At 37.4% G+C, this 15,195-nt stretch carries 30 protein-coding genes and 1 rRNA gene; all 31 read left to right on the forward strand.

Annotated features, from left to right (window positions below; translation table 11 throughout):
* The first annotated feature begins 6 nt into the window (after positions 1-6).
* Positions 7-115: ribosomal RNA gene (gene rrf / locus EAI80_RS08820) — 5S ribosomal RNA — on the forward strand.
* Positions 116-657: 542 nt separating this feature from the next.
* Positions 658-966 (forward strand): 30S ribosomal protein S10, encoded by a 309-nt coding sequence (gene rpsJ, locus EAI80_RS08825; protein WP_006505622.1) that lies wholly within the window; start codon positions 658-660, stop codon positions 964-966.
* Positions 967-987: 21 nt separating this feature from the next.
* Positions 988-1,671, forward strand: a complete 684-nt coding sequence (rplC, locus tag EAI80_RS08830) for a 50S ribosomal protein L3 (RefSeq protein WP_129981739.1) — start codon at positions 988-990, stop codon at positions 1,669-1,671.
* A gap of 23 nt (positions 1,672-1,694) precedes the next feature.
* Positions 1,695-2,318, forward strand: coding sequence for a 50S ribosomal protein L4 (rplD, locus tag EAI80_RS08835; RefSeq protein ID WP_117458130.1), 624 nt, complete (start codon positions 1,695-1,697; stop codon positions 2,316-2,318).
* Positions 2,318-2,611 carry a 50S ribosomal protein L23 gene (gene rplW, locus EAI80_RS08840; protein ID WP_006505625.1) on the forward strand — a complete coding sequence of 98 codons (294 nt, stop codon included), beginning with the start codon at positions 2,318-2,320 and terminating at the stop codon, positions 2,609-2,611. The genes rplD and rplW overlap by 1 nt, the downstream gene beginning before the upstream one ends.
* A gap of 57 nt (positions 2,612-2,668) precedes the next feature.
* Positions 2,669-3,502, forward strand: coding sequence for a 50S ribosomal protein L2 (gene rplB / locus EAI80_RS08845; RefSeq protein WP_022425052.1), 834 nt, complete (start codon positions 2,669-2,671; stop codon positions 3,500-3,502).
* Positions 3,503-3,520: 18 nt separating this feature from the next.
* Positions 3,521-3,793, forward strand: a complete 273-nt coding sequence (gene rpsS, locus EAI80_RS08850; protein WP_006505627.1) for a 30S ribosomal protein S19 — start codon at positions 3,521-3,523, stop codon at positions 3,791-3,793.
* Between the two features lie 19 nt (positions 3,794-3,812).
* Positions 3,813-4,145: a 50S ribosomal protein L22 gene (gene rplV / locus EAI80_RS08855; RefSeq protein WP_006505628.1), complete on the forward strand. Its 333-nt coding sequence runs from the start codon at positions 3,813-3,815 to the stop codon at positions 4,143-4,145.
* 11 nt (positions 4,146-4,156) lie between these two features.
* On the forward strand, positions 4,157-4,810 hold the full coding sequence (gene rpsC, locus EAI80_RS08860; protein WP_022425051.1) for a 30S ribosomal protein S3: 654 nt from the start codon (positions 4,157-4,159) through the stop codon (positions 4,808-4,810).
* 2 nt (positions 4,811-4,812) lie between these two features.
* A complete protein-coding gene (gene rplP, locus EAI80_RS08865) occupies positions 4,813-5,223 on the forward strand; it encodes a 50S ribosomal protein L16 (protein ID WP_006505630.1) in 411 nt (136 codons plus the stop codon).
* A 3-nt stretch (positions 5,224-5,226) separates the two neighbouring features.
* Positions 5,227-5,421, forward strand: coding sequence for a 50S ribosomal protein L29 (gene rpmC / locus EAI80_RS08870; protein ID WP_129981740.1), 195 nt, complete (start codon positions 5,227-5,229; stop codon positions 5,419-5,421).
* A gap of 7 nt (positions 5,422-5,428) precedes the next feature.
* The gene (rpsQ, locus tag EAI80_RS08875) at positions 5,429-5,692 is read left to right on the forward strand and encodes a 30S ribosomal protein S17 (RefSeq protein WP_187012199.1); all 264 of its coding nucleotides are present in this window, start codon (positions 5,429-5,431) and stop codon (positions 5,690-5,692) included.
* Positions 5,693-5,717: 25 nt separating this feature from the next.
* Positions 5,718-6,086, forward strand: coding sequence for a 50S ribosomal protein L14 (gene rplN, locus EAI80_RS08880; RefSeq protein WP_006505633.1), 369 nt, complete (start codon positions 5,718-5,720; stop codon positions 6,084-6,086).
* A 14-nt stretch (positions 6,087-6,100) separates the two neighbouring features.
* Positions 6,101-6,415 carry a 50S ribosomal protein L24 gene (rplX, locus tag EAI80_RS08885; protein WP_129981741.1) on the forward strand — a complete coding sequence of 105 codons (315 nt, stop codon included), beginning with the start codon at positions 6,101-6,103 and terminating at the stop codon, positions 6,413-6,415.
* Positions 6,416-6,433: 18 nt separating this feature from the next.
* The gene (gene rplE / locus EAI80_RS08890) at positions 6,434-6,973 is read left to right on the forward strand and encodes a 50S ribosomal protein L5 (protein ID WP_129981742.1); all 540 of its coding nucleotides are present in this window, start codon (positions 6,434-6,436) and stop codon (positions 6,971-6,973) included.
* Positions 6,974-6,989: 16 nt separating this feature from the next.
* Positions 6,990-7,175 carry a type Z 30S ribosomal protein S14 gene (locus tag EAI80_RS08895; protein ID WP_003536834.1) on the forward strand — a complete coding sequence of 62 codons (186 nt, stop codon included), beginning with the start codon at positions 6,990-6,992 and terminating at the stop codon, positions 7,173-7,175.
* 33 nt (positions 7,176-7,208) lie between these two features.
* A complete protein-coding gene (rpsH, locus tag EAI80_RS08900; RefSeq protein ID WP_129981743.1) occupies positions 7,209-7,604 on the forward strand; it encodes a 30S ribosomal protein S8 in 396 nt (131 codons plus the stop codon).
* A 24-nt stretch (positions 7,605-7,628) separates the two neighbouring features.
* Positions 7,629-8,174 (forward strand): 50S ribosomal protein L6, encoded by a 546-nt coding sequence (rplF, locus tag EAI80_RS08905; RefSeq protein ID WP_129981744.1) that lies wholly within the window; start codon positions 7,629-7,631, stop codon positions 8,172-8,174.
* 27 nt (positions 8,175-8,201) lie between these two features.
* Complete coding sequence (rplR, locus tag EAI80_RS08910; RefSeq protein ID WP_022425047.1) at positions 8,202-8,558, forward strand: 50S ribosomal protein L18; 357 nt, start codon at positions 8,202-8,204, stop codon at positions 8,556-8,558.
* 15 nt (positions 8,559-8,573) lie between these two features.
* Entirely contained in the window at positions 8,574-9,149 is a 576-nt protein-coding gene (rpsE, locus tag EAI80_RS08915; protein ID WP_117458136.1) for a 30S ribosomal protein S5, read from the forward strand.
* A gap of 13 nt (positions 9,150-9,162) precedes the next feature.
* On the forward strand, positions 9,163-9,351 hold the full coding sequence (rpmD, locus tag EAI80_RS08920) for a 50S ribosomal protein L30 (RefSeq protein ID WP_022425045.1): 189 nt from the start codon (positions 9,163-9,165) through the stop codon (positions 9,349-9,351).
* A gap of 12 nt (positions 9,352-9,363) precedes the next feature.
* Positions 9,364-9,804: a 50S ribosomal protein L15 gene (gene rplO / locus EAI80_RS08925; RefSeq protein ID WP_006505641.1), complete on the forward strand. Its 441-nt coding sequence runs from the start codon at positions 9,364-9,366 to the stop codon at positions 9,802-9,804.
* Between the two features lies 1 nt (position 9,805).
* A complete protein-coding gene (secY, locus tag EAI80_RS08930) occupies positions 9,806-11,104 on the forward strand; it encodes a preprotein translocase subunit SecY (protein WP_129981745.1) in 1,299 nt (432 codons plus the stop codon).
* A 22-nt stretch (positions 11,105-11,126) separates the two neighbouring features.
* Positions 11,127-11,780, forward strand: coding sequence for an adenylate kinase (locus tag EAI80_RS08935; protein ID WP_022425043.1), 654 nt, complete (start codon positions 11,127-11,129; stop codon positions 11,778-11,780).
* Positions 11,780-12,562: a type I methionyl aminopeptidase gene (gene map, locus EAI80_RS08940; RefSeq protein ID WP_022425042.1), complete on the forward strand. Its 783-nt coding sequence runs from the start codon at positions 11,780-11,782 to the stop codon at positions 12,560-12,562. The genes EAI80_RS08935 and map overlap by 1 nt, the downstream gene beginning before the upstream one ends.
* Positions 12,543-12,767, forward strand: coding sequence for a translation initiation factor IF-1 (gene infA, locus EAI80_RS08945; RefSeq protein ID WP_006505645.1), 225 nt, complete (start codon positions 12,543-12,545; stop codon positions 12,765-12,767). The genes map and infA overlap by 20 nt, the downstream gene beginning before the upstream one ends.
* A gap of 26 nt (positions 12,768-12,793) precedes the next feature.
* Positions 12,794-12,907 (forward strand): 50S ribosomal protein L36, encoded by a 114-nt coding sequence (gene rpmJ, locus EAI80_RS08950; RefSeq protein ID WP_006505646.1) that lies wholly within the window; start codon positions 12,794-12,796, stop codon positions 12,905-12,907.
* A gap of 25 nt (positions 12,908-12,932) precedes the next feature.
* Positions 12,933-13,298, forward strand: a complete 366-nt coding sequence (rpsM, locus tag EAI80_RS08955) for a 30S ribosomal protein S13 (protein ID WP_022425041.1) — start codon at positions 12,933-12,935, stop codon at positions 13,296-13,298.
* Positions 13,299-13,313: 15 nt separating this feature from the next.
* Complete coding sequence (gene rpsK, locus EAI80_RS08960; protein ID WP_006505648.1) at positions 13,314-13,703, forward strand: 30S ribosomal protein S11; 390 nt, start codon at positions 13,314-13,316, stop codon at positions 13,701-13,703.
* Between the two features lie 52 nt (positions 13,704-13,755).
* Positions 13,756-14,700, forward strand: coding sequence for a DNA-directed RNA polymerase subunit alpha (locus EAI80_RS08965; RefSeq protein WP_129981746.1), 945 nt, complete (start codon positions 13,756-13,758; stop codon positions 14,698-14,700).
* Positions 14,701-14,721: 21 nt separating this feature from the next.
* The gene (gene rplQ, locus EAI80_RS08970; protein ID WP_006505650.1) at positions 14,722-15,084 is read left to right on the forward strand and encodes a 50S ribosomal protein L17; all 363 of its coding nucleotides are present in this window, start codon (positions 14,722-14,724) and stop codon (positions 15,082-15,084) included.
* Positions 15,085-15,195: the final 111 nt, after the last annotated feature.

Consider the following 15,195-nt stretch of genomic DNA (forward strand, 5'->3'; position numbering starts at 1 on the left):
CGAGGATCTGGCGGCGATAGCATGATGGACACACCCGTTCCCATCCCGAACACGGAAGTTAAGCATCATAACGGCGACGATAGTGTGAAGACGCGACAATAGCAAGCTGCCAGGTCCTTTTTTTATGCCTTCCGCCAGGAGGGCTTTTTTTATTCACTAGTGACTTTATTATACATACCTAAACTTAATTTTTTTCTGCAACACATCTCCTGATGTGTTTTTTTCTATTTTCTAATATACATAACATTAATTATTATTCTATATATATAAGATGATCCTCAAAGTAATGATAAAATTACCAATATTTTACACATTATCATTTCTATTAATTGTTTAGGATAGGATGAGACTCTTATAATCCATAAATTTGGTAAAAACCAACCATAAAAAAGAAATAATTGGAGAAATTCACGCTATTATAGATATGATAGCGCATACATTTATTGCTGAAAAAGTGTTGAATTATTCAATGAAAAATTTATTAAAAAAGTTTAAAAAGGGCTTGATTTATCTGTTTTATTACGGTATTATATGACCGTTGTGAAACGCGAAGATGTGCGAGGTTGCTGAAACGCTGACAGCCGTTGTCATGAACGGAAGAGTGCTCAGGGAATTCGCATTGAGCGTTGTCTAACAAATAGACAAGGAGGAATAATCATGGCAAACAACAAAATCAGAATCAGACTTAAGTCTTTTGATCACAAGATCCTAGATGCTTCTGCAGAAAAGATCGTAGCTGCAGCTAAGAAGTCTGGTGCTCAGGTAGTTGGTCCTGTACCATTACCTACAGAAAAGGAAATTTATACGATCTTAAGAGCAGTTCACAAATATAAGGATTCTCGTGAACAGTTCGAAATCAGAACTCACAAACGTTTAATCGACGTAGTGAACCCTACACCAGAAACAGTTGATGTTTTAACTAGATTAGAAGTACCAAGTGGTGTAGATATTGAAATTAAGTTATAAGAAAGGTAAAAGGTGTAACTCATGAAAGGAATCTTAGGTCGTAAGATCGGAATGACTCAAGTTTTCGCTACTGATGGTAAGTTAATCCCAGTAACAGTTATCGAAGCAACTCCAAACGTAGTTCTTCAGAAGAAGACTGTTGAAACTGATGGATACAACGCAATCCAGGTTGGTTTCGAAGACAAGAGAGAAAAGCTTGCAAACAAGCCAGAAAAAGGTGTGGTTGCTAAGGCAAACACAGCTCCTAAGCGCTTCATTAAGGAATTTCGTTATGACGAAATGATGAGTTATGAAGTTGGACAGATAGTATCTGTTGATAGCTTTGTAGCTGGTGAAGTAGTTGACGTAACAGGTACAAGTAAAGGTAAAGGCTATCAGGGTGTTATCAAGAGACACGGACAGCACATCGGTCCAAAGGGACATGGTTCTGGAGCTCACAGAATCGTAGGTTCTATGGGTCCAATCGCTCCAAACAGAATTGCTCCTGGTAAGAATCTTCCAGGTCAGATGGGTGGAAACACAAGAACAGTTCAGAATCTTGAAATTGTTGCAGTTGATGCAGAAAAGAACGTATTACTAGTTAGTGGATCAGTACCTGGTCCTAAGAAAGGCTTAGTAATCGTTAAGTCTGGTATCAAGGCAAACGGAAAAACAAACGAAGCTGCTGAATTAGTAAATTATGCTACTGAAGCAGTTGCAGAATAATGAAGTGGAAGGAGGAAAAACTAATGTTGAATATTGCATTATTTAATCAGAATGGTGAAAAATTAAACGATTTAGAACTTAACGAAAACGTATTCGGAATCGAACCAAATAACCAGGCAATCTTTGATGTAGTCTTACTACAGAGAGCTTCATTAAGACAGGGTACTCACAAGGTGAAGAATCGTCACGAAGTTTCAGGCGGTGGAAAGAAACCTTGGAGACAGAAGGGTACAGGACGTGCTAGACAGGGTTCTATCCGTGCACCACAGTGGCGCGGTGGAGGAATTGTCTTTGGTCCTACTCCAAGAAGCTATGACTTCAAGATTAACAAGAAAGTTAAGAATCTTGCATTAAGATCTGTATTATCACAGAAAGTAATCGATCAGGAATTAGTTGCTTTAGATAATCTTGCTTTTGATACAATCAAGACTAAGAATGTTGTTAATTTCTTAGGTAACTTCGAAAACCCAAGAAAGACATTAATTGTTGTTGATACATTAGAAGAAAACTTAGTATTATCTGCTAGAAACGTTCCTGGTGTTAAAGTTATCGAAGCTAGAAACGTAAACGTTTATGACGTTATGGATTGCACAAAGCTTATGATGACTGAAAAAGCTATCAAGGCAGTTGAGGAGGTACTAAAATAATGGCTCACATTACTGACGTACTAAGAAAACCTGTTTTAACTGAAAAGACTATGAAGTTAATGCAGGAAGAAAACAAATATACTTTCGATGTTGCTTTATCATCAAACAAGACTGAAATCAAACAGGCTGTTGAAGCTATGTTCAATGTTAAGGTTACTAGCGTAAACACAATCAACGTTAGAGCTAAGACTAAGAGAGTTGGTCGTTATGTTGGTAAGACTGCTAGAAGAAAGAAAGCAATCGTAACTTTAGCAGAAGGTAACAGCATCAATTTATTCGGTGAAGAAGAATAATTAATATAAACTATTGAAATGCACTCCATTTCAGATATTTAAATAGGAGGATTAAACATGCCAATTAAAGCATATAAGCCTACAAGTAACGGTCGTAGAAACATGACTGCTTTGACTAAAGAAGAAATCACTACTTCTACTCCAGAGAAGTCATTACTTGCTCCTTATAAGAAAAAAGGTGGCCGTAACAACATGGGTCAGATCACTACTAGACATCATGGTGGTGGACATAAGAGAAAATACAGAGTTATTGATTTTAAGCGTAACAAGGATGGAGTACCTGGTAAGGTTGCTACTATCGAATACGATCCAAATAGATCTGCAAACATCGCTTTAATCAATTACGCTGATGGTGAAAAGAGATATATCCTAGCTCCTAAGGGACTAGAAGTAGGAACTGTAATTGTTTCTGGTGAAACTACTGACGTTAAAGTTGGTAACTGTATGGAAATGGGTAACATGCCTGAAGGTACAACTATCCACAATATTGAAATGCATCCTGGTAAGGGCGGACAGTTAGCTCGTTCTGCTGGTGTTTCAGCTCAGATCCTTGGTTCTGAAGAAAAATATGTAATTGTTAGACTTCAGTCTGGTGAAGTAAGAAAATTCTTAAAGAAGTGCCGTGCTACAGTTGGTGCTGTAGGTAACGAAGACCATGGTCTTGTTAATTACGGTAAAGCTGGACGTATGAGATGGAAAGGTGTTAGACCTACTGTTCGTGGTTCTGTAATGAACCCTAATGACCATCCACATGGTGGTGGTGAAGGTAAAACTTCAATCGGTCGTAAAGCTCCACTTACTCCTTGGGGTAAGAAAGCTCTTGGTGTTAAGACTAGAAACAGCAAGAAACATTCTAACAGATTGATCGTACGTCGTCGTAATGCTAAATAAGAAGGAGGATAAGTAATCATGGCAAGAAGTTTAAAAAAGGGACCTTTCGTCGATGAACATTTGATGAAAAAGGTTGAAGCATTAAATGCTGCTGGTAAAAAAGAAGTTATCAAAACTTGGTCAAGACGTTCTACTATTTTCCCTCAGTTTATTGAGCATACTTTCGCAGTATACAATGGTAAAGAACATATTCCAGTTTATGTAACAGAAGATATGGTTGGTCATAAGTTAGGAGAATTTGCTCCAACTAGAACATTCAAAGGCCACACAGCCAATGATAAGGCTGCTTAATAAATAGGAGGATTTGAACATGGAAGCAAGAGCAACAGCAAAAACTATTCGTGTATCACCTCAGAAAGCTAGATTAGTCGTTGACTTAGTCCGTGGTAAGTCAGTTAAGGAAGCACTCGGAATTCTTGAATTCACAAACAAGAGTGCTACTCCTGCTATTATCAAGGTTGTTAACTCTGCTAAGGCTAACGCTGTTAATAATGAAGGTGCAGACGAAGATAAGTTATATATTAAGAAGATTTATGTTGACGAAGGTCCAACATTAAAGAGATTCCGCGCAAGAGCTAAAGGTTCTGGAACTCAAATTTTAAAGAGAACATGCCACATCACTTGTGTGGTTGAAGAAAGATAGGAGGACGAACAATGGGTCAGAAAGTAAGTCCAGTTGGATTCCGTGTTGGTGTTAACCGTGATTGGAGTTCAAGATGGTATGCTGATAAGAAAGACTTTGCTAATTACTTATTAGAAGACGTTAAGATCCGTGAATTCTTAATGGCTAAGTTAAAGAAAGCATACGTAGCAAAGATCGATATTGAAAGATCAAAGAAACGCGTCAATATCTTTGTTCACACATCAAGACCTGGTGTAGTGATTGGTAAAGACGGAGAAGCTATTGATGCTTTAAGAAAAGAATTAATGGGTCTTATCAGTGATAAGAAAGTATTTATCAACGTAGTAGAAATTAAGAATGCTGATACTAACGCTCAGTTAGTAGCTGATAGAATCGCAGAACAGCTTGAAAACCGTGCTTCATTCAGAACAGTTCAGAAGAGAGCTATTCAGAATGCAATGAGAAACGGTGCCAAAGGTATTAAGACTTCAGTTTCAGGTCGTTTAGGCGGTGCTGATATCGCTAGAAGTGAAGGATATTCTGAAGGTGTAGTTCCACTACATACAATCAGAGCTGACATTGATTATGCCACTGCAGAAGCTGCTACTACTTATGGTAAGCTAGGAGTTAAAGTCTGGATTTGTAAGGGAGAAATTCTTCCTGCAAAGAAGAAAGGGGATAAATAATCATGTTGATGCCTAAGAGAACAAAATATAGAAGACCTCATAGAGTTAAATATGAAGGTAAGGCTAAGGGCGGTAAGACAGTTGCTTTCGGTGACTTCGGTTTAGTAGCTCTTGATGGTGCTTGGATCACTTCAAGACAGATTGAAGCAGCTCGTATCGCAATCAACCGTCATATGAACCGTGGTGGTAAGGTTTGGATTAGAATCTTCCCACACTTAGCAAAGACTAAGAAGCCTTTGGAAGTACGTATGGGTTCAGGTAAAGGTGCTCCAGAACAGTGGGTAGCTGTAGTTAAGAAAGGCCGCGTAATGTTCGAAGTTGGTCAGATTGATGAAGCAACTGCTCGTGAAGCATTAAGACTTGCTTCTCATAAGTTACCTGTCAGATGCAAGATTATTGGAAGAGGTGAGTAACTCATGAAAGTACAAGATATTAGAAGTATTGAAACAAAAGATCTACTTGTGAAAGTAGACGAATTCAAAAAAGAGTTATTTAGTTTAAGATTTCAGCAGGCAACTGGTCAGCTTGAAAATACTGCTCGTATCAAAGAAGTAAGAAAATCAATCGCAAAGATCAAAACAGTTATTAGAGAAAGAGAACTTGAAAAGTAGGAGAGAGATTATGGAAAGAAATAACAGAAAAGTCTATACTGGCACAGTCATCTCTACTAAGATGGACAAAACTATAACTGTACTTGTTGAAACACATGTAAAGCATAAATTATACGGAAAGCGTATGAATTCATCAAAGAAATTCCATGCACATGATGAAAATAATGAAGCACGTGTTGGAGATACAGTAAAGATTATGGCAACAAGACCATTATCTGCAACAAAGCGTTTCCGTTTAGTAGAAATCGTAAAGAAAGCAGAAATTATCTAATACAGTCTGAAAGGAGGTCACTACTATGATCCAGAACGAAAGTAGATTAAAAGTTGCTGACAATACAGGCGCTAAAGAAGTTTTAGTTATCAGAAACCTTGGTGGTTCAAATAGAAAGACAAGTAGCATCGGTGATATCGTTGTTGCTACTGTAAAGCAAGCGGCTCCAGGCGGAACTGTAAAGAAGGGTGAAGTCGTTAAAGCTGTTATCGTTAGAACAAGATACGGTGTACAGCGTGAAAACGGTTCAGTAATCCGTTTCGATGATAACGCATGCGTAATCATTAAAGATGACAATACACCTAAGGGTACACGTATCTTTGGCCCAGTCGCTAGAGAGTTAAGAGATGCTGATTTCATGAAAATCGTATCATTAGCTCCTGAAGTATTATAGGAGGAACGAAAGATATGAAATTACGTGTAGGTGATACAGTACAGGTCATTGCAGGCAGCGAAAAAGGCAAGACTGGTGAAATTCTTGCAATTAAAGGTAATAGAGTTGTCGTTGAAGGTGTCAAGAAGGTAACAAAGCATGTTAAACCTTCTCAGGCAGATCCTGAAGGCGGAATCATTACTGTAGAAGCTCCAATCGATGCTTCTAATGTTGCTTACTATGATACAAAAGCTAAGGAAATCGTTAAACTTGGCTACAAAATTGAAGATGGTAAAAAAGTACGTGTTAATAAGAAAACAGGTGCTGTAATCAAAAATAAGAAGAAATAAGGGGAAGGAGGATAATACATGAACCGTTTACAAGAACGTTATACAAACGAAATCACAAAGAACTTAATGAAGAAGTTCGGTTATGAATCTACAATGCAGATTCCTAAAATGGAAAAAATCGTTATTAATATCGGTGTTGGTGATGCAGTCAACAATTCTAAATTTTTAGAAGAAGCTGTAGAAGAATTGACATTAATCTCAGGGCAGAAGCCAATCGTTACTACTGCTAAGAAATCAATCGCTGGTTTCAAGGTACGTGAAGGTCAGGCTATCGGATGTAAAGTCACTTTACGTGGTGAAAGAATGTATGAATTCTTAGATAAGTTAGTAAGTATTTCACTTCCTCGTGTAAGAGACTTCAGAGGAGTACCTAAGAATTCATTTGATGGAAGAGGTAACTACACTTTAGGTGTTAAAGAACAGTTAATCTTCCCTGAAATTGATTTCGATAAGGTTGCAAAGTTAAGAGGTATGGATATCGTATTTGTTACTAGTGCAAAGACTGACGAAGAAGGTCGCGCTTTATTAACAGAACTTGGCATGCCTTTTGCTAAATAATTAGGAGGACAGAATTATGGCAAAAACATCAATGAAAGTTAAACAGCAACGTCCTCAGAAATACAAAGTTCGTGAATATACTAGATGCGAACGTTGTGGACGCCCACATTCAGTTATTAGAAAATTCAAGTTATGCCGTATTTGCTTCAGAGAATTAGCTTATAAAGGTGAAATTCCTGGTGTTAAGAAGGCAAGCTGGTAATTTATAAGTCACATACGGAAGGAGGACATATAAATGGTTACAACAGATCCAATTGCAGATATGTTAACTAGAATTCGTAATGCGAATCAGCAGAAACATGAAACTGTTTCTATCCCTTACTCAAACCTAAAGAATGATTTAGCAAAAATCTTAAAGAATGAAGGTTTTGTTACTGACTTCGTAGTGAATGAAGAAGGAAATCATAAGAATATTGTTATTACATTAAAATATAAAGGTAACGAAAGAGTTATCACTGGTTTAAAGAGAGTTTCTAAACCAGGTTTACGTCAGTATGCTAAAGTAAACGAAATTCCTAAAGTATTAAATGGTTTAGGTATCGTAGTATTATCTACTTCTCAAGGACTTATGACTGATAAAGAAGCAAGAGCTAAGAATATCGGTGGAGAAGTATTAGCTTATATCTGGTAATAAAATTATTTAGGAGGTCAAACAATGTCTCGTATTGGTAAAAAGATTATTATCGTACCTGAAGGTGTAAACGTAGACGTTGCTGCTGATAACACTGTCACTGTTACAGGTCCTAAGGGAACTCTTACTAGACAGTTCTCTAACTTAATTACTATCGAAGTAAATGGTAATGAAATCGAATGTAAGAGACACAGTGAAGAAAAAACAAACAAGCAGTTACATGGTACAACTAGAGCTTTACTTGCAAATATGATCGAAGGCGTTAAAGATGGTTTCTCTAAGAAACTTGAAATCGTTGGTATCGGTTATAGAGCTCAGATGCAGGGTAATAAATTAGTAATGAATATTGGTTATTCACACCCAGTAGAAGTTGAAATCGAAGAAGGTGTGAAAGTTGAATGTCCATCAGCTACTGAAATCACAGTATCTGGTATCTCTAAAGAAAGAGTTGGACATGTCGCTTCAGTAATCAGAGCTTGGAAGAAGCCTGAACCTTATAAGGGTAAAGGTATTAAATATTCTGATGAACATATCATCAGAAAAGAAGGTAAAACTGCTGGTAAGAAGTAGTTATAAACTAAGGAGGAAAATCGAATCATGGCAAAGAATGAATCACGTAACGTTATCCGTTTAAGACGTCATGCTAGAGTTCGTAATAAGATTTCTGGAACTCCAGAAAGACCACGTCTTAATGTGTTCCGTTCAAACTCTCATATTCATGCACAGATCATCGATGACACTAAGGGTGTAACTCTTGTATCAGCATCTTCTGTAGACATGAAGTTAGAAAATGGTTCAAACATTGAAGCAGCTGCTGCTGTTGGTGCAGAAATCGCTAAGAGAGCACTTGCTAAAAATATTGATGTAGTAGTATTCGACCGTGGTGGTTATATCTATCATGGTAGAGTAAAGGCACTTGCAGAAGCTGCAAGAGAAGCTGGATTAAAATTCTAAGAGGGAGGTCAAATAATGGAAGAACGTAAACCTAGAGAAAATTCTAGAGAAAACTCTAGAAGAGGCAATAACCCTAGAAGAAATAGAAAAAACAACAGAAGACAGAGAGCTCCTAAGGAATTCGAAACAAGAGTTGTTACTATCAACCGTGTTACTAAAGTTGTTAAGGGTGGACGTAAAATGCGTTTCGCTGCTTTAGTAGTAATTGGTGATAGAAAGGGTCGTGTTGGTTTCGGTACAGGTAAAGCTAACGAAGTACCTGATGCAATTAGAAAAGCTGAAGAAGCTGCTAAGAGAAACCTTATCACTGTTCCATCAATTAATGGTACAATCCCTCATGAAATTACAGGTAACTTCAAGTCTGGTTCAGTATTCTTAAGACCAGCTGCTAAAGGTACTGGTATCATCGCTGGTGGACCTGTCCGTGCAGTAGTTGAATTAGCAGGTTACTCTGATATCTTATCTAAGTCACTTGGATCAAGAACTCCAATTAACATGGTAAGAGCAACAATCGAAGGTTTAGCATCATTAAAGACTGCTGAACAGGTAGCAGAATTAAGAGACATCACAGTCGAAAAGATTTATGGATAGGAGGAGCGTAAAAATGGCAGAAAATAAAAAAGTTGTGATTACGCTTGTAAAAAGCCCTATTGGTGGTAAAGAAAACCAGAAGGCTACTCTTAAAGCGTTAGGATTAAACAAAATGCATGCTTCTGTTGAAAAGTATGAAACAGAAACAATCAAAGGCATGATCAACGCAGTAAGACACCTAGTAAAAGTTGAAGACAAGTAGGAGGTGTAAACAATGAAATTACATGAACTCAAATACAATGACGGCGCACGTCGTAACAGAAATCGTGTAGGTCGTGGTACAAGCTCTGGTAATGGTAAGACATCTGGTAGAGGTCAGAAAGGTCAGGGCGCTAGATCTGGTGGAGGTAAGAAACCAGGATTTGAAGGTGGACAGACTCCATTATTCATGCGCTTACCAAAGCGTGGCTTCACTAATCATAATGCTAAGGAATATGCAATCATCAACGTTGAAGACTTAAACAAGTTCGAAAATGGTGCTGTTGTAGATTTAGAAGCAGTTATGGAAGCTAAGCTAGTCAAGAAAGCATTAGACGGTTTAAAAGTCTTAGGCAGAGGCGAATTAAATGTTGCTTTAACAGTAAAGGCTAGCAAATTCTCAAAATCAGCTGTAAAGGCAATTGAAGCTGCAGGTGGAAAAACTGAGGTGATCTAAGATGCTAAACTTTTTTAAAGAAGTATTTAAAAAAGGTGAATTGCGTCGTAAGGTCGTCTTTACACTAGGTATACTATTCGTATTCCGTTTAGGAGCAGGCATTGTGATTCCTTATATTGATACAAGTGCAATCACAAGCGCTGCTACCTCTTCAGGAATCTTCGGAATTATGAATATGCTTGGTGGAGGAACATTGGAGAAATTCTCATTATTTTCTTTGGGGGTTTCTCCTTATATTACATCTTCTATTATTATTGAGTTATTGTCTATGGATGTAATCCCAGCTTTAGCTCAGTGGAATAAAGAAGGTAATACAGGTAAAAAGAAAAAGGATAAAGTAACTCGTGTGTTAACGCTTGCATTAGCAATAATTCAAGGTGGGTCATTGACATATGCATTCGATAAGGGTTATAGTATTCTAGCGAGTAGTTCTATTTGGACATACGTCTATGTAGTTATAGTTATGGCTGCAGGTTCTATGTTCACAATGTGGTTAGGTGATCAGATTACTATTAAAGGTGTAGGTAATGGTACTTCACTATTGATCTTCACTGGTATCGTCGCTAACCTTCCAAATAGTTTTATCTCGTCTTTTAAATCAATGGTTACATTCGGAAGTGCTTATAAGACTGTAACTAGCTTAGCTTGGTACATCTTATTTGTTATCGTATATTTAGCCATTGTCGTGTTTGTTGTATTTGAAGAAGGAGCAATAAGAAAAATTCCTATTATCTATGCAACAAATACACAGACAGTCATGCATACTAAAGAATCTACTAATCTTCCAATTAAGATTAATAGTTCTTCAGTTATTCCAGTTATCTTTGCTGCATCAGTTTTAGCAGCACCAAGAACAATTATCAGTTTCATGAAGTCTACTTCTACAACTCAGATGATTGACAATATCTTGAATTATCAGAAACCTATAGGATTCGTTCTCTATATCGTTATGATTATTCTATTCACATTCTTCTATTCTAATTTACAGATTGACGCTAAGAAGATCAGTGAAGATTTAAAGAAGAGTGGTGGCGCAATTCCTGGTGTTCGTACTGGTGATGATACAAAGAAATATATCGGAACTGTCTTAAATCGTGTAACTGTGGTAGGATCTCTATTCCTAGCAATCATTGCATCTATTCCAATCATCGCTCCAGAAATCTGGAAGATGACATCAAATAATGCATTGTCTCTAGGGGGTACAGGATTGATTATCGTAACTGGTGTTGCGTTAGAAACTGTAAGAGCAATAAAAAGTATGTTGACAAGAAGAGAATATCATGGTTATATAAGAAAGTAGCAATTAGAAGGAGGAATAGAATTTGAATATTATTCTTATGGGCCCTCCTGGGGCAGGCAAAGGAACTCAGGCTAAAAAATTAGTGGAGGAGTACGGCTTGTACCAGATCTCAACTGGTGACCTTTTTAGAAAAGCTTTAAAGGAAAAAACAAAGTTCGGGGTAATTGCTAGTTATTTTATTCAATTTGGGCATCTTGTTCCAGATGAATATACAGTTGAAATGGTAAGGGAATTCTTAAAGGAAAATATTGATTCTTTTAAGAACGGTTTTATTCTTGATGGTTTCCCAAGAACTATCATTCAGGCTAGAGAACTAGAAAGTATCGCGAAAGAATTTGGCTTTGATATTGATGCTGTCATCAATATTGATGTGCCATCTGAAAAGTTAATCAAGAGACTTTCAGGTCGTAGAACTTGTAAGGATTGTGGAACCACTTATCATGTCGTTTTCAATCCACCAAAAACTGAAGGCGTGTGCGACAAGTGTGGTGGAGAACTCTATCAGCGTCCTGATGAGAGCGAAGAAGCTGTACAGGTTAGACTTGATACTTATGAAAAGCAGACTAGACCACTTATTGACTATTATACAATGAAGGGTGAATTAACTAACGTTAATGGCGACCAGTCTATGGATGCTGTTTATGCAGATATCAAGAAAAATCTGGAGGCCAAATAATGATTACAATCAAGGATGAACGTGAAATTGACCTAATGAGACATGCTGGTCATGTTGTAGGTTTAGTTCATCAGGAACTCGCTAAATGGCTTAAACCGGGTTTAACAACAGAACAGGTATCTGATTTCTGTGAAAAGATTATAAGAAAGAATGGTTGTACACCATCTTTCTTAAATCTTTATAATTTTCCTGGTGCTGTTTGCACGTCTGTAAATGATGTTGTCGTTCATGGCATTCCTAATGGTTATGTACTTAAAGATGGAGATATTATTTCTGTGGATGTAGGTGCATGCTGGAAAGGATATCATGGGGACTCTGCGTGGACATTTGCGATTGGCAATGTGTCTCCACAGGCTAAACATCTTATGGAAGTATGTGAACAGTCGCTTTATGCTGGTTTAGAACAAGTTAAACCAGGTAACAGAGTTTCTGATATTTCACATGCTGTTCAGACTTACCTTGAAAGTCATGGCTGCTCAACGCCTAGAGACTATACAGGACATGGCATTGGCACAGAGGTTCATGAAGATCCTAGCATTCCTAACTGGGGTGAACCAGGCAGAGGACCAAAATTAAGAAAAGGTATGTGTATTGCAGTTGAACCTATGGCACACTTAGGCAAAGCCGAGGTTAAAGTAATGGATGATAATTGGACAGTAAAGACTGCAGACCATTCATTAGCTGCACATTATGAACATACTGTAGCTATCACTGAAGATGGCTATGAAATCATGACAAAGGTACATAAGGAGTTGATCGATTTTGGCAAAGAAGAAAGATGACGTAATTGAAGTCCAGGCAACGGTCGTAGAAACATTACCAAACGCAATGTTTAAAGTCCAGCTGGATAATGGAGTAGTTATTTTAGCTCACGTTTCTGGTAAAATCCGTATGAATTACATTCGCATTTTACCAGGGGACAAAGTAACAGTAGAAATTTCTCCATATGATTTAACACGTGGGCGAATCACATTTAGACACAAATAGATCTTCCCAAAGGAGGCAGACACAAGATGAAAGTAAGACCATCTGTAAAACCAATCTGCGATAAGTGCAGAGTAATCAAGCGTAAGGGTAGAGTAATGGTAATCTGTGAAAACCCAAAGCATAAACAGAGACAAGGTTAATTATTTTTAGGAGGAACAATAGACAATGGCTCGTATAGCTGGTATTGATATCCCACGCGATAAGCGTGTGGTAGTTTCTTTAACTTATATCTATGGTATTGGTCCAACAACAGCTAAGAAAATCTTAGCAGCTGCTGGCGTTTCTGAAGATGTTAGAGTAAAGGATCTTACAGAAGAAGAAGAAACAAAAATTCGTAAAGAAGTTGAACATATTAAAACTGAAGGTGACCTTCGTAGAGAAACTCAGTTAAACATTAAGAGATTAATGGAAATTGGTTGCTACAGAGGGCTTCGCCATCGTAAAGGACTTCCAGTACGTGGACAGAGAACTAAGACTAACGCTAGAACGCGTAAAGGTAAAGCTACTCCAATTGCTGGAAAGAAGAAGTAGTAGGAGGCAGAACAAATGGCAAAACAAGTTGTACGTGGTAAAAAACGTGTAAAGAAGAATATAGCAAAAGGTATTGCTCATGTTCATTCAACATTCAACAATACAATCGTAACAGTTGCTGATGAACACGGTAACGTTATTAGCTGGTCAAGCGCTGGTGCTCTTGGATTCAAAGGTTCAAGAAAATCTACTCCATATGCTGCTCAGATGGCTGCTGAAGCTGCTGCAAAGGCATCTATGGATCATGGTATGAAATCTGTTGAAGTATGTGTAAAAGGTCCTGGTCCAGGACGTGAAGCTGCTGTTAGAGCTCTTTCAGCTGCTGGTTTAGAAGTAACTGCAATCACTGACGTTACTCCAATCCCACATAACGGATGTCGTCCACCAAAACGTCCTCGTGGATAATTTGATTTATATTACATTTATATAAAATAAATATCTCAAAGAGGAGGAAACAATGCAAAAGTTTGAAAAAGCAAATTTCACTGTTGATACATACAATGAAGATGAAAATTATGGTAAGTTTATCATCGAACCTTTAGAAAGAGGTTTTGGTACTACTTTAGGTAACTCTTTAAGAAGAGTATTATTATCATCTATGCCAGGTGCTGCAGTATTTGCAGTAAAAATCAATGGCGCTATTCATGAATTCTCAGCAGTTGATGGTGTTTTAGAAGATGTTACAGCTATCATCTTAAATATTAAGAAATTAGTATTTGAATTAGATTCTGATGAAGATGTAACAATGGTTATTGATGTAACTGGTCCAGCTACTGTAACTGGTGCAGACATTCAATGTCCTTCTGAAGTTAAGATAATTTCTAATGATTTAGTAATTGCTCATGTTGCTGAAGGTCAGCATTTCTATATGGAAATGTATGCTCATAAAGATAGAGGTTACATGAGTGCAGATCAGAATAAGAAGTTCGTTAACAGTGTTGACGTAATTCCTACTGATTCTATCTTCTCTCCTGTTGTTAATGTAGCATACTTAGTTGAACCAACTCGTGTTGGTCAGTCAGCAAAGTATGATCAGTTAACTATGGAGATTACAACTGATGGTTCAATTAAACCTCATGAAGTTCTTGCAATTGCTGCAAAAGTATTAGTTGAACATTTAAATATGTTCGTTGAATTAACTGATCAGGCAATGAATATGGACGTTATGAGTGAAGTACAGCAAGACACAGGCAACAAGGTTCTTGATATGACTATTGAAGAACTTGACCTTTCTGTACGTTCATACAACTGCTTAAAGAGAGCAGGAATTCAGACTGTTCAAGAATTAGCTTCTAAGACTGAAGACGATATGATTAAGGTTCGTAACCTTGGTAAGAAGTCTTTAAAAGAAGTTAAAGAAAAATTAAATGAATTAGGTCTTGGTTTTAAACCAATGGACTAAGTTTGTGGAAGGAGTACACTAATGGCAAACAATAGAAAATTAGGCCGTGTATCTAGTCATAGAAAAGCTATGTTACGTAACTTAGCTACTGATGTCATCATGCATGGTAAGATTGAAACAACTGCTACTCGTGCTAAAGAAGTACGTAAAGTCGTTGATAAATTAATCACTCTTGGTATTAGAGGAGATCTTCATGCTAGAAGACAGGCTGCTGCTATTCTTCAGAATGTAGTAGATCCAGCAACTGGAAAGACAGCTGTACAGGTTCTATTTGATGATGTTGCACCTAAGTTCAAAGGTAAGAACGGTGGTTATACTAGAGTTATCAAAACTTATAACCGTAAAGGTGACAATGCCCCAATGGCAATCATCGGATTATTCTAATCACAAAGCCCCTATGGTTTCATAGGGGTTTTTATTTTGGTAATTTAAAATAACTAGGGGTTTCCTAAATTTTAATTATTACGCAGTAAGGGGTGAATCTCACCCCTTATT

Source organism: Catenibacterium sp. co_0103, assembly GCF_004168205.1.
Lineage (GTDB): Bacteria > Bacillota_I > Bacilli_A > Erysipelotrichales > Coprobacillaceae > Catenibacterium > Catenibacterium mitsuoka_A.

Coding starts and splice junctions, on each gene's coding strand:
- EAI80_RS08895 (WP_003536834.1), top strand. CDS start 6,990: ATGGCAAAAACATCAATGAAAGTTAAACAGCAACGTCCTCAGAAATAC.
- rplP (WP_006505630.1), top strand. CDS start 4,813: ATGTTGATGCCTAAGAGAACAAAATATAGAAGACCTCATAGAGTTAAA.
- rpsE (WP_117458136.1), top strand. CDS start 8,574: ATGGAAGAACGTAAACCTAGAGAAAATTCTAGAGAAAACTCTAGAAGA.
- rplC (WP_129981739.1), top strand. CDS start 988: ATGAAAGGAATCTTAGGTCGTAAGATCGGAATGACTCAAGTTTTCGCT.
- rplB (WP_022425052.1), top strand. CDS start 2,669: ATGCCAATTAAAGCATATAAGCCTACAAGTAACGGTCGTAGAAACATG.
- map (WP_022425042.1), top strand. CDS start 11,780: ATGATTACAATCAAGGATGAACGTGAAATTGACCTAATGAGACATGCT.
- rplO (WP_006505641.1), top strand. CDS start 9,364: ATGAAATTACATGAACTCAAATACAATGACGGCGCACGTCGTAACAGA.
- rpsK (WP_006505648.1), top strand. CDS start 13,314: ATGGCAAAACAAGTTGTACGTGGTAAAAAACGTGTAAAGAAGAATATA.
- EAI80_RS08965 (WP_129981746.1), top strand. CDS start 13,756: ATGCAAAAGTTTGAAAAAGCAAATTTCACTGTTGATACATACAATGAA.
- rplE (WP_129981742.1), top strand. CDS start 6,434: ATGAACCGTTTACAAGAACGTTATACAAACGAAATCACAAAGAACTTA.
- rpsH (WP_129981743.1), top strand. CDS start 7,209: ATGGTTACAACAGATCCAATTGCAGATATGTTAACTAGAATTCGTAAT.
- rpsC (WP_022425051.1), top strand. CDS start 4,157: ATGGGTCAGAAAGTAAGTCCAGTTGGATTCCGTGTTGGTGTTAACCGT.
- rplD (WP_117458130.1), top strand. CDS start 1,695: ATGTTGAATATTGCATTATTTAATCAGAATGGTGAAAAATTAAACGAT.
- rpmD (WP_022425045.1), top strand. CDS start 9,163: ATGGCAGAAAATAAAAAAGTTGTGATTACGCTTGTAAAAAGCCCTATT.
- secY (WP_129981745.1), top strand. CDS start 9,806: ATGCTAAACTTTTTTAAAGAAGTATTTAAAAAAGGTGAATTGCGTCGT.
- rpsS (WP_006505627.1), top strand. CDS start 3,521: ATGGCAAGAAGTTTAAAAAAGGGACCTTTCGTCGATGAACATTTGATG.
- rplV (WP_006505628.1), top strand. CDS start 3,813: ATGGAAGCAAGAGCAACAGCAAAAACTATTCGTGTATCACCTCAGAAA.
- rpmC (WP_129981740.1), top strand. CDS start 5,227: ATGAAAGTACAAGATATTAGAAGTATTGAAACAAAAGATCTACTTGTG.
- rpmJ (WP_006505646.1), top strand. CDS start 12,794: ATGAAAGTAAGACCATCTGTAAAACCAATCTGCGATAAGTGCAGAGTA.
- rpsM (WP_022425041.1), top strand. CDS start 12,933: ATGGCTCGTATAGCTGGTATTGATATCCCACGCGATAAGCGTGTGGTA.
- rplX (WP_129981741.1), top strand. CDS start 6,101: ATGAAATTACGTGTAGGTGATACAGTACAGGTCATTGCAGGCAGCGAA.
- rpsJ (WP_006505622.1), top strand. CDS start 658: ATGGCAAACAACAAAATCAGAATCAGACTTAAGTCTTTTGATCACAAG.
- rplR (WP_022425047.1), top strand. CDS start 8,202: ATGGCAAAGAATGAATCACGTAACGTTATCCGTTTAAGACGTCATGCT.
- rplN (WP_006505633.1), top strand. CDS start 5,718: ATGATCCAGAACGAAAGTAGATTAAAAGTTGCTGACAATACAGGCGCT.
- rplW (WP_006505625.1), top strand. CDS start 2,318: ATGGCTCACATTACTGACGTACTAAGAAAACCTGTTTTAACTGAAAAG.
- rplF (WP_129981744.1), top strand. CDS start 7,629: ATGTCTCGTATTGGTAAAAAGATTATTATCGTACCTGAAGGTGTAAAC.
- rplQ (WP_006505650.1), top strand. CDS start 14,722: ATGGCAAACAATAGAAAATTAGGCCGTGTATCTAGTCATAGAAAAGCT.